This window comes from Arthrobacter sp. FW306-1B-G06A (assembly GCF_058781765.1).
Genome location: NZ_JBYSXB010000015.1, coordinates 86,316 through 98,047, shown reverse-complemented (window position 1 = coordinate 98,047; position 11,732 = coordinate 86,316). Strand labels below are relative to the sequence as shown.

General features: G+C 64.0%; 8 protein-coding genes and 2 riboswitches. Of the genes, 7 read left to right on the top strand and 1 reads right to left on the bottom strand.

From position 1 onward, the window contains the following. From AC3WJM_RS10080 to glyA, 5 genes are all read left to right on the top strand, one after another. Nucleotides 1–704 (top strand): AMP-binding enzyme (locus AC3WJM_RS10080; protein WP_492271824.1); only part of this gene is annotated, 704 nt, incomplete at its 5' end. Between the two features lie 44 nt (nucleotides 705–748). Then, a riboswitch (glycine riboswitch) is annotated at nucleotides 749–843 on the top strand. Between the two features lies 1 nt (nucleotide 844). After that, nucleotides 845–962: riboswitch (glycine riboswitch) on the top strand. Nucleotides 963–1,004: 42 nt separating this feature from the next. Further along, the gene (gene gcvP / locus AC3WJM_RS10075) at nucleotides 1,005–3,908 is read left to right on the top strand and encodes an aminomethyl-transferring glycine dehydrogenase (protein ID WP_492271823.1); all 2,904 of its coding nucleotides are present in this window, start codon (nucleotides 1,005–1,007) and stop codon (nucleotides 3,906–3,908) included. Between the two features lie 11 nt (nucleotides 3,909–3,919). Continuing rightward, the gene (gene gcvT, locus AC3WJM_RS10070; protein ID WP_492271822.1) at nucleotides 3,920–5,041 is read left to right on the top strand and encodes a glycine cleavage system aminomethyltransferase GcvT; all 1,122 of its coding nucleotides are present in this window, start codon (nucleotides 3,920–3,922) and stop codon (nucleotides 5,039–5,041) included. Nucleotides 5,042–5,095: 54 nt separating this feature from the next. Then, on the top strand, nucleotides 5,096–5,479 hold the full coding sequence (gene gcvH / locus AC3WJM_RS10065) for a glycine cleavage system protein GcvH (RefSeq protein WP_492271821.1): 384 nt from the start codon (nucleotides 5,096–5,098) through the stop codon (nucleotides 5,477–5,479). A gap of 20 nt (nucleotides 5,480–5,499) precedes the next feature. Continuing rightward, a complete protein-coding gene (gene glyA / locus AC3WJM_RS10060; protein ID WP_492271820.1) occupies nucleotides 5,500–6,798 on the top strand; it encodes a serine hydroxymethyltransferase in 1,299 nt (432 codons plus the stop codon). 1,273 nt (nucleotides 6,799–8,071) lie between these two features. Here glyA and AC3WJM_RS10055 read toward each other — a convergent pair. Continuing rightward, nucleotides 8,072–9,040 (bottom strand): TauD/TfdA family dioxygenase, encoded by a 969-nt coding sequence (locus AC3WJM_RS10055; RefSeq protein WP_492271819.1) that lies wholly within the window; start codon nucleotides 9,038–9,040, stop codon nucleotides 8,072–8,074. A 410-nt stretch (nucleotides 9,041–9,450) separates the two neighbouring features. Between AC3WJM_RS10055 and AC3WJM_RS10050 the strand changes: the two genes are divergently transcribed. Both AC3WJM_RS10050 and AC3WJM_RS10045 read left to right on the top strand, forming a co-directional pair. Next, nucleotides 9,451–10,230: an HpcH/HpaI aldolase family protein gene (locus tag AC3WJM_RS10050; RefSeq protein WP_492271818.1), complete on the top strand. Its 780-nt coding sequence runs from the start codon at nucleotides 9,451–9,453 to the stop codon at nucleotides 10,228–10,230. A 255-nt stretch (nucleotides 10,231–10,485) separates the two neighbouring features. Then, complete coding sequence (locus tag AC3WJM_RS10045; protein WP_492271817.1) at nucleotides 10,486–11,580, top strand: alpha/beta fold hydrolase; 1,095 nt, start codon at nucleotides 10,486–10,488, stop codon at nucleotides 11,578–11,580. The last annotated feature ends 152 nt before the right edge of the window (nucleotides 11,581–11,732 follow it).

Sequence of the window (11,732 nt, the reverse complement as noted above, 5' to 3'; positions counted from 1 at the left end):
TCGTGGACGAGGCCGGCGAGTCCGTCCCGGACGGGCACGGCGGCTACCTCGTGGTCCGCGAACCCTGGCCCGCGATGTTGCGCGGCATCTGGGGGGACCCGGAACGGTTCAAGGACACCTACTGGTCCCGCTTCGAGGGCATGTACTTCGCCGGGGACGGGGCCAAGAAGGACGAAGACGGCGACGTGTGGCTCCTGGGCCGGGTGGATGACGTCATGAACGTCTCCGGGCACCGGCTCTCCACCACCGAAATCGAATCCGCGCTCGTGTCCCACCCCTGGGTGGCGGAAGCCGCCGTCGTCGGGGCCGCCGACGAAACCACCGGCCAGTCCGTGGTCGCGTTCGTCATCCTGCGTGAATCCGCCCCGTCGGGACAGGACAGCGGCGACGCCACCGTCGCCGAGCTGCGCAACCACGTGGGCAAGGAAATCGGCCCCATCGCCAAACCCAGGCACATCCTCGTGGTCCCCGAACTGCCCAAAACCCGATCGGGCAAGATCATGCGCCGCCTCCTGCAGGACTTGGTGGAAGGCCGCGACACCGGGGACTCCACCACCCTCTCGGATCCCGGCATCATACAGCGGATCGGTATGGAGCTTCCGAATCAAACGAGCTCAATCTACGAAGGTCAAACCCCATCTAGCTTGAGCGAAAGGAATCCTCATGTGCAGCTAACAAGCGGCGCGTCGGCACGTAGCCGGTAGGCCGCCCTTGCTGATTCGTAAATATGTAACATGAATACTGCCATTAAGCCGCAGCGGGAGAGTTCAGCACACCCAGGCTGACGCCGTAGGAGCAAATCCTCCCCAGGAATCTCTCAGGCCCATGTACCGCTGCAGCACGGCAACTCTGGAAAGCAGCACCCGCCCTCTCGCCTGAGATGAATGGTGCTCACCGACGGTGCAAGGGACTTCTAACACGGACGTCCCGGAAACTCTCAGGTCCAATACAGAGCGGGGAGGACCCCAAATCCAGGCCGCCCTGCTCAGGGATAGGCCGCTACCTTGGAGTTCTCTGTGACCATTCAATCCCACACATCCGTCTTCGTTGACCGGCATATCGGCGCCCGCCGCCAGGCCGACATTGACATCATGCTCAAGGCAGTCGGCTACGACTCCGTTGACGGCCTGGTGGATGTCGCCGTCCCCGATTCCATCCGCCAGGAAAAGTCGCTCAGCCTGGACAGCGCCCTCAGCGAGGTGGAGGTCCTGGCCGAGCTGCGCAAGCTGGCGGCCAAGAACAAGACGGCCGTGCAGATGATCGGGCAGGGCTACTACGACACCGTCACTCCGCCGGTGATCCGCCGCAACATCCTCGAATCCCCGGCCTGGTACACGGCGTACACGCCGTACCAGCCGGAAATTTCCCAGGGCCGCCTCGAGGCGCTGCTGAACTTCCAGACCATGGTCCAGGACCTCGTGGGCCTGCCGATCGCCAACGCGTCCCTGCTGGACGAAGCGACCGCCGTCGCCGAAGCGGTCCTGATGATGCGCCGGGCGAACAAGAACAAGACGGCCCATGACGGCAAGACCGTCCTCGACGCCGATTGCCTGCCGCAGACCATCGCGATCGTGAAGGGCCGCGCCGAGGCGCTGGGCTTCGAGGTGGAGATAGCGGACCTGTCCGCCGGCCTGCCCGAGGGCGAGATCAACGGCATCGTGCTGCAGCAGCCGGGCGTTTCCGGCCGGGTGTTCGACCACTCCGCCGTGATCGCCGCCGCCAAGGAACGCGGCGCCCTCGTTACCGTCGCCGCGGACCTCCTGGCCCTGACGCTGATCACGCCTCCGGGGGAGCAGGGTGCCGACATCGCGGTCGGCTCCACCCAGCGCTTCGGCGTTCCGTTGTTCTTCGGCGGCCCGCACGCCGCGTACATGGCCGTCCAGAAGGGCCTTGAGCGTTCCATGCCTGGCCGTCTGGTGGGCGTTTCCAAGGACGACGCCGGCACTCCCGCCTACCGCCTGGCGCTGCAGACCCGTGAGCAGCACATCCGCCGCGAGAAGGCGACGTCCAACATCTGCACCGCGCAGGCCCTGCTGGCCATCGTTTCCTCGATGTACGCCGTCTACCACGGCCCCGACGGCCTGAAGGCGATTGCCGAGACCGCCCACAACCACGCCCGCACCCTGGCAGCGTCCCTCAAGGCCGCGGGCCTTGAGGTCCTGCACGGCAGCTTCTTCGACACCGTCACCGTCCGCGTCACGGGCAAGGCTGCCGAGATCGTTGCAGCCGCCGAGGCCAAGGGCATCAACCTGCGCGGCATCGACGCCGACACTGTTGGCGTCTCCGTTGACGAGACCACAACAAAAGAAATCGTCGGCGGCGTCCTTGACGCTTTTGGTGTCGTCGCGGTGTTTGATGCTGAGCCACTTGAGTCCGGTGAGGGGTTCGCGCTGGACGCCGCCGTCGAGCGTTCTTCGGACTACCTGCAGCACCCGGTGTTCAACACCCACCGTTCCGAGACCCAGCTGCTGCGCTACATCCGCAAGCTTTCGGACCGCGACCTGGCGCTGGACCGCACCATGATCCCGCTGGGTTCGTGCACCATGAAGCTGAACGCCACCGCCGAGATGGAAGCCATCTCCTGGCCGGAATTCGCCTCGATCCACCCCTTCGCCCCGGATTCCCAGACCGAGGGCTGGCGCGAACTGATCGAAGATCTGGAAGCTGACCTGACGGAGATCACCGGGTACGACCAGGTCTCCATCCAGCCCAACGCCGGTTCCCAGGGCGAGCTCGCGGGCCTGCTGGCCATCCGCGGTTACCACCACTCCCGCGGGGACCTCCAGCGCAACGTCTGCCTCATCCCGGCTTCCGCCCACGGCACCAACGCCGCCTCGGCGGTGCTGGCCGGCATGAAAGTGGTCGTGGTGGCCACCGCGGCCGACGGCACGATCGACCACGCGGACCTGCAGGCCAAGATCGACGCCAACAAGGATGTCCTTTCGGCCATCATGATCACCTACCCGTCCACGCACGGCGTGTACGACGCCGACGTGCGCGAGATCTGCGACTCGGTGCACGCAGCCGGCGGCCAGGTGTACGTTGACGGCGCCAACCTCAACGCGCTCGTGGGCCTGGCCCAGCCGGGCAAGTTCGGGGGCGATGTCTCCCACCTGAACCTGCACAAGACCTTCTGCATCCCGCACGGCGGCGGCGGACCGGGCGTGGGCCCGGTCGCGGCCAAAGCACACCTGGCACCCTTCATGCCGGGCGATGCCAACAAGGCAGCGCACGAAGACGGTCATGGCGTGGCGATTTCCGCTTCGCGTTACGGCTCCGCGGGTGTGTTGCCGATTTCCTGGGCCTACGTGAAGCTCATGGGCGGCGAAGGCCTCACCGAGGCCACGAAGTCCGCGCTGCTCGCTGCGAACTACATCGCTTCGCGCCTGAACGAGTACTTCCCGGTCCTCTACACCGGGGAAGGCGGACTCGTGGCCCACGAGTGCATCCTTGACCTGCGCGAACTGACGGCCAAGACCGGCGTCACCGCCGAGGATGTTGCCAAGCGCCTCATCGACTACGGCTTCCACGCACCCACCCTGGCGTTCCCGGTAGCGGGCACACTGATGGTGGAGCCCACGGAGTCCGAGGACCTTGGGGAGATCGACCGCTTCATCGAAGCCATGATCACCATCCGCAAGGAAATCGACCAGGTCGCGGACGGCGACTTCACGGTGGAGAACAGCCCGCTGCGCCACGCACCGCACACCGCGGCCGCCGTCGTCTCCTCGGACTGGAACCGTGAATACTCCCGCGAGCAGGCCGTCTTCCCGGTCCACCACCTCAAGCAGGACAAGTACTTCCCGCCCGTAGGCCGCATCGACGGCGCCGCAGGCGACCGCAACCTGGTCTGCTCCTGCCCTCCCCTCGAAGAGTTCGAGGAAACCACCGAAACGTTCGAAATCTAAGGACTGACGCAATGACTGAGAACTACACAGCTCTTTACGAGCAGCACAAAATCGCCGGGGCGTCCTTCACGGACTTCGGTGGCTGGCAGATGCCCCTGAAATACGACTCGGAACTCGCCGAACACCACGCAGTACGTAACGCCGCCGGCTTGTTCGACCTTTCCCACATGGGCGAAGTCTGGGTCACCGGTCCGGAAGCCGCGGCTTTCCTGGACTACGCACTGGTCGGGAAGCTGTCGGCGATCGCGGTAGGCAAGGCCAAGTACTCGCTGATCTGCAACCCCGACGGCGGAATCATCGACGACCTCATCTCCTACCGCCGAGCCGAAGACACGTACCTCGTTGTGCCCAACGCCGGCAACGCCAACACCGTCGTCCAGGAACTCGCCCAGCGGGCCGCCAACTTCAACGTCACGGTGCAGGACGCATCCGCCATCACATCCCTGATCGCCCTCCAGGGCCCCAAAGCGGAAGAAATCCTCCTCCGCTTAGTCCCGGCCGAACAGCACTCCCTCGTCACCGGGCTGAAGTACTACGCGGCCGTTGAGGTCGAGATCAACGGCCAGGAGCTCCTCTTGGCCCGCACCGGGTACACCGGTGAAGACGGCTTCGAGATCTACGTTCCCAATGAAGACGCGGCAGGACTCTGGGACGCACTCCTGGAATCCGGCGAAGGCCACGGCCTCATCCCCGCCGGCCTCGCGTCCCGGGATTCCCTCCGCCTGGAGGCGGGCATGCCGCTCTACGGCAACGAACTCTCCCGCTACGGGAACGCCTACGCCGCCGGCCTGGGTCCCGTTGTCTCTCTCGCCAAGGAAAGCGACTTTGTAGGCAAGGACGCGCTGACGGCGATCAAGGCCGCGGGCGTTGGAACGACCATCGGCCAAAGACTCGTGGGACTCAAAGGACTGGGCCGCCGTGCCGCCCGCGCCCACTATTCGGTGCTCAAGAACGGGACGCTGATCGGCGAAGTCACCTCGGGCCAGCCAAGCCCTACGCTCGGTTACCCGATCGCTATGGCGTATGTGGACGTCGAGCACGCCAAACCAGGCGCAATTGTCGACGTCGACCTGCGCGGGAAACTGGAAACCTTTGAAGTCGTTGCACTGCCTTTCTACAAGCGCGCCAGATAGCCCGGCGCCGCGCCGCCGATCACCACAGATTTTCACAACGTAAAGGACAAAAAGATGAGCAAAGTAGCTGTCGAGTTGAAGTATTCGGCTGAACACGAGTGGGTTGCCTCGGATGGGGCAGGGCCTGCCGGGATTGGGATTTCCGCGGTTGCTGCGGATGCCCTTGGCGACATCGTGTATGTTGATCTGCCGGAGGTCGGTTCCGCTGTGACTGCGGGGGAGACCTGCGGCGAGGTTGAGTCCACCAAGTCCGTCTCGGACCTGTACTCCCCGGTGACGGGCGAGGTCACGGAAGTGAACTCCGCCGTCGTCGATGATCCTGCCTTGATCAACATCGATCCGTACGGTGCGGGCTGGCTCTTCAAGGTCGCCGTGATCGAACATGGCCCGCTGCTTTCCGCGGAGGAATACGCTTCCAAGAACGGTGGCGAGCTGTGAGCGCCGCGAATGGAACCGCTGTGTTCGAGCAGGTAGTTTCGCCGTCCCTGGACACCGTGTTGTCCGAGCTGGATCCGGAGATCGCGGCGAAGATCGACGATGAGCTGAACCGTCAGCGTTCGGGCCTGGAAATGATCGCGTCCGAGAACCACACCGCCGTGGCCGTGATGCAGGCCCAGGGCTCGGTCCTGACCAACAAGTATGCCGAAGGCTACCCGGGCAAGCGCTACTACGGCGGCTGCGAGCACGTGGACGTCATCGAGCAGCTCGCGATCGACCGCGTGAAGGCCCTCTTCGGCGCAGAGTACGCGAACGTGCAGCCGCACTCCGGTGCCCAGGCCAACGCCTCGGTGATGCACGCCCTCATCAAGCCCGGCGACACCATCATGGGCCTGAACCTGGCCCACGGCGGGCACCTGACCCATGGCATGCGGATCAACTTCTCGGGCCGCCTGTACAACGTGATCCCGTACCAGGTCCGCGAAGAGGACCACCGGATCGACATGGCCGAGGTCGAGCGCCTGGCACTCGAGCACAAGCCGGCGCTGATCGTGGCCGGCTGGTCCGCCTATGCCCGCCAGCTGGACTTCGCCGAGTTCCGCCGCATCGCCGACCTCGTGGGCGCCTACCTCATGGTGGACATGGCGCACTTCGCCGGCCTCGTGGCCGCCGGCCTGCACCCGTCCCCAGTCCCGCACGCGCACGTCACGACGTCCACGACGCACAAGACCCTCGCCGGTCCGCGCGGCGGCATCATCCTGAGCAACGACGCCGACATCGCCAAGAAGATCAACTCCGCGGTCTTCCCGGGCCAGCAGGGCGGCCCGTTGGAGCACGTGATCGCCGGCAAGGCCGTGGCCTTCAAGATCGCCGGCTCGGAAGAGTTCAAGGAACGCCAGGAACGCGTGCTGGCCGGTGCCCGGATCCTGGCCGAGCGCCTCGTCCAGCCCGACGTCACCGCCAAGGGGATCAACGTGATTTCCGGCGGCACCGACGTGCACCTGGTGCTCGTGGACCTGCGCAACTGCGAACTCGACGGCCAGCAGGCCGAGGACCGCCTCGCCGCGATCGACATCACCGTCAACCGCAACGCCGTCCCGTTCGACCCGCGCCCGCCGATGGTGACCTCCGGCCTGCGGATCGGCACCCCGGCCCTGGCAACCCGCGGTTTCGGTGAAGCGGCGTTCCGTGAAGTTGCGGACATCATCGCCGAAGCACTGATCGCCGACGCCGACGCGGACCTCTCCGGCCTGCGTCACCGCGTGGAGGCACTCGCCGCCGCGCACCCGCTCTACCCGGGCGTCGCGAACCTCGCCTAGGAGAAACCAATAACATCAGATAGGCAGGAGCCGGGCATCCGCGACGAGCAGCCGCCCGCCCCACAACAACGGCAGCACCCACTGCGAATCATGGACGCCTGCCCGGTGAGGAGCGGCAGTAAATCCGGCTCGCCTACTCGGGCATCGACGTCGCCGACCTCCGCGATGGCCTCGGCCGCCCGCACCGGTCGATGAGGGCATGGGCCACGTCGTCGTCACGGGCCGTGTGCCCGACGCCGCCATCTTGAAGCTTCGCGCCGGTCACGAGGTCAATGCCTGGACCGTCCCGGATCGATTTGTCACATGGAGCTCCTACGCCGACCAGCACACGGCAGCGCGCACCCTGGTGCTGTTCGAGGTGCTGTCAGGGCTCCACATCCCTTCGGAGGCCACGGCGGGCAGCTCATCTTCTGCGAGCTGTTGTTGGGCATCGGCGCAATCACCATGTGCTGCTGCAGACCTTTGCCAACTGCGGCCTTTGCACGAGTACCCTTCTTTCCTCTCCTGGGCCGGAAGAGTAGTAGCATCCTGGCGGGCAGTCAGCCGCGGCGGGCGTCTCGCCGGATGCCAGAGGCTAGCTGCCGGGAGATCTGTGGCGCCAGACGCCTCCGATGACAGGACGTATCCGACTTCCTCAAACCTGCGCCGGGCTGCGAGCTCCTGGACGGGGTATACCCTATAGGGAAGGAGTTTGGGCCGGCGTTAACCTTGGAGACAGCGGTGTAGTTGGCAACAACGCCCCCGAGGTCGTCCGTGACCTCCGATAGCGCTTGTAGGTGACAGCCGAAAACACTCTTGGGAGAACCACGTCGATATTCGTGAGACCCGAGAGCACTCGCTGATGTGACACCGACCGAGCCGGACTGTGCGGGAGCAGAGCCATTATGGAAGTCACTGGAGTCTGAGTCGACCCGGGGGACCGGAGACCGGTTTGTGCTCCCTTGGAGCCCGTAATGCGCTGCTTTGGACTTCCTGCAGCCTCTCGGCTGGGATTCGAGACAATTTCGGAGCATCCTCTCCAGGTTGCGCTTGACGCGCCCTCCGGCGTTGACGGCAAGAGCGGATTCCCGGCGGTGGCTCTGGCTTAAGGGTGGATGTCCGGAGATGGGTCCTGCTGTCCAGCCTTGACCTTTGGCATTCTCCGAGTCCTCGAAATCACACCATTACTTCAGGAAGTCGGTCTCGACTTAAGATAACCGCGTCGGGACCGACTTCCTTTTGCCCAGTCAAGGTTGGGCCCCCGCGTCCCTACACGGTCTCTGGGCGAGCAAGGTCACCAGGATGCGCTTGCAACAGGTGTCGGGGCGAGGGTTGTGAGGTTGCCGGCGTAGAGCCGGCGCATGTGGCGCGTCGCATTAGGGCCGATCGCGGTTCTACCGTGGAGGACCAGGCTGTTGTCGTTGAGGAGGATGTCCCCGGTTTCGAGGCGCAAGGCAACCTGGACCGCGGTGCTGTGAATGGCTTCCTCGAAAACACCGAGGGCCTCGGCATGGGCCGGCGATGGTTCGATTGTTTTCGTTGATGCTCCGCGGCCGTCGCGGAGCGCCTTGCTACGGTAACGTACTCCGATGCGCCCGTCACGGCGGTGGAAGAGGATGGAGGTCGCCGTGGGTACCTTCCCGCTGTCGCGCGGCAGGTTCAGCGCCGGGTATACCTCGTCGAAAAGGAGCTGGGTGGTCTCCTGACCGGCCTTGCCGTCGATGTAGCCGGTCACGTCGTCGACGTGTGCGAGGGTGCTCTCTCCACCGCCGGCCGGGTCGGTGTTGAAGACACAGCCAAGGACGAGGTAGTCGGGTTGCCGGCTGTTGGTGCTGAAGTCGGTGTGCAGGTCGAGGGATTCACGGCTGTAGCCGACGGGGGTCTCGCCGGTGAAGTTCACGGCAGGTTTGAGTTCGTCGACCAGGTCCATCTCCTTGCGCCCCTTGACTACTGGTCCAAGAATGCTGCTGAGGACGACCATCATGCTGGGCGACTGGCAGGGTGCGGACCGCAGCACCGCCACGCCTGTGGCATAGACGGCATCGCGAGCCTGAACGAGCAGTTTGTCCAGACCATCAGTCTCGTCCAGGACGGTCTCGAGTGCTTCTGCTTGCACCGAGGCGTCGCGGAGCTCGTCCTGTGTGTATTTCTGATCCAGCATGGTGCCTAGTTCGGCGAGCGGGGCGGCGTGGGGGGCAAGGTCGACGGTAACGGGACCTTGCTCGCGGAGGGATCCCTCGGGCAGGGCTGATGTCTTCGTCATGGTTCGGTTCCTTTCACGGAGCGGAATGTCAGGCTTTGATGCGATCCACGCGCCCACCAGGCGGGCGTCGTCCGCAGTTTCTTCGGCCGCCGGAGTGTAGGCCACCCACGGCCACGCGCGGCCGGCATCGCAGCCGGTTGGACCATCACACACGGCGAAGTTGAACTGGAAGCAAAGCGTGGATTAACAATCCAGACTCAATGCAACTTACTGGATAGATTTCCCTGGGAGACTTGCGATGGAATATCCCAAACATTAGTCTCAACTGGAACGGACATCCCGAAGTGCCTCCCAAACGCATTTTCCAGTTCGGACGCGCAGTGGAAGAAACGCATCCCAGACTTGCGGCTTGAGCCTCCAGCCACATCTGAACTGGAAGCTCAGGGCGCACCATGACGGCAAGGAACGACATGAAGAAACGTATCTACGAGAAGTACCGGCAAGGCCAGACTGCGTTCGGGATCTGGGTGACCCAAGCTTGCCCTGCGATCACCGAAATCGCTGCTGAACTGCAGCTTGACTGGATCTGTGTCGACATGGAACACGGCCACCTGGACTATTCGGACATCGCGGAGCACCTGCGCGCTGCCCGTGGAAGTGATCTTACCGTCCTCGTCAGAGTCGCCACCCTCGCCGAGGAGCCAATCAAGCGCGTTCTCGACCTCGGTGTGGACGGCATCCTGCTCCCCAGGATCAGATCACGGCGCGAGCTCGAAAGTGTAAAGGAAATGGCGCTGTACCCGCCCGAGGGGCATCGGGGCATCGGCGGCGAACGGGCGCAGGGCTGGGGACTCACGCTCGAGCGATATGTGGCCGAGGCCAATCGCGAGATCATGATCATTCCGCTGATTGAAACCGCAGAGGCAGTAGAGGAAATAGCCGAAATCCTCGACCTCGACGGCATCGGGCCGATTTTCTTCGGCCCGGCGGACCTCTCCGCAAGCTATGGCTACTTGGGAGAATGGGAAGGCGGTGACACGGCCAAGAAGATCCTTGAGATCCAGGCAATGGCCTCGGATCGCGGAATACCATCAGGAGTTATGGCTACAGGCACCCCCGATGCCATACGCAGACGCGATCAGGGCTTCGCCATGGTGGGCATCGGCTCCGATATGGGCCTGCTCATCCGCCAGCTCGGGGAAACCAAAAAGGCGCTATTCGGCGACTCGCCGGACCACCGATGGTTTTAGACTACGGCCAGGAAGCCCCGGAGACTTCTTCTGCCAACTAAGAGCGCCAGTAGCTCGTTTCTGGCCGGTTAGTTGGCTGCCCGCGGCTTAAGCTTCAGGGCCGCACGGGCTACGGTTCTGTCTGTGAGGGATTGATGCTCGTCCGGCGGATGCACAGCGCCAAAGTACTCAGTTGGACGTCCCTCGCAAGCTCAATTGGTGAGCCGTCAGTTGCCTCAACCGATTGCTTCATACGACAGAAAGACATCGCCGGCAATGTCAATGCGCCCATCGGATTCAAAGGCTCAGCAGTGGGTGGAGGGTGAGTCGCTCGAGAGTTGGGAGGGGTTGCCAGTCCTGACGTATTTGCGTGTTGGCGATCCCGCCAAACCCCTCGTCCTCTTTTTGCCAGGTGGTGGTCATCTGGCCCGGATCGCTTACGGGCACCCCGGGGCCCGCGGGGACGACTTTCTCGCCCATTGGTTGGGGGAACGGGGATTCAGCGTGCTCGCCTTGTCGTATCCGTCGGACCACCCGGTGTTTCCGGCAGCGCACGCGGAACTTACTGTCGACCAATGGGCTGAAACAGCGGTGGTGCTTACCAAGCGGATCGTCGCTGAGCATCGAGTCCAGGCCGGAGTTGTTCTCTGCGGCTGGAGCATGGCCGGCCGGGTGGTCCAACCGTTCGCCCAGACTGCACGAAGAGTTGATCTCGACTTGCGCTGCTTCATTTCGCTCGCTGCCACGGCAGCGCTGCCCGGACTGATGCCGATCCTTCCGGGAGGGGAACCGCTGACCATCGATGGGCTGTGGGAGCCCCTGCGGCATCCACCAACACGGCTGCAGGACTGGTACGAACAGATCAGGGCTCAAACGGAACCGGGCCGGCCGATCATGTCGCTGGACGAATACACACGACACTACTTGTGCCGCCACTCGGTCGCTCTACGAGGTGAGGCCCAGCATTGGGACGGCCAAGCCAGTGTACACAAGGTTGAAGCGGCGATCCGGGAGACGGGATCCGGGCGGTGGGCAGAATTCCCGATATGCACAGCCATCGTTCCAGAGGGCGCTCACGACGCCCGACACGCCCTGTCCGATCACCTCACGTGGCCCGCCATCACCGCTTACGCTCTGGCATGGCGGCTTTCAGACGCGCCATCACTACCAGAAGGAGCCTGGGCGCACCTGCAAGCGTGCACACGCCAGCTTTCGACAGAACTTGTCCGTTTCACCCCCGGCAACCATTTCTTCTTCCTGGGCCACTCAGGAGCACGGCGCACGGCGGGCCATATCGAGGAACTCTGGCAAGCGGCAGAAAGCCTCCGTGCTGAGGTGACCGCTGCTGACACTGGAATCGTATTCAAATAACCGCCCACACCCATGCTCCGCCTCACCCCGAGCAGTCCACAAATGGGGCACGTCGAGGTGAGCTCCTGCACGTTTGCACGTCGCTTAGAGCCCGGCGGTGTGCGATGGAATTCTTGTTGGGTGCGGCTGCCGCGCGGTGCTCGAAGATCACG

Bases quoted from the DNA above. Each gene is read 5' to 3' on its own strand.
- gcvH (WP_492271821.1), top strand. From the start codon at position 5,096: ATGAGCAAAGTAGCTGTCGAGTTGAAGTATTCGGCTGAACACGAGTGG.
- AC3WJM_RS10045 (WP_492271817.1), top strand. From the start codon at position 10,486: ATGTCAATGCGCCCATCGGATTCAAAGGCTCAGCAGTGGGTGGAGGGT.
- AC3WJM_RS10055 (WP_492271819.1), bottom strand. From the start codon at position 9,040: ATGACGAAGACATCAGCCCTGCCCGAGGGATCCCTCCGCGAGCAAGGT.
- gcvT (WP_492271822.1), top strand. From the start codon at position 3,920: ATGACTGAGAACTACACAGCTCTTTACGAGCAGCACAAAATCGCCGGG.
- AC3WJM_RS10050 (WP_492271818.1), top strand. From the start codon at position 9,451: ATGAAGAAACGTATCTACGAGAAGTACCGGCAAGGCCAGACTGCGTTC.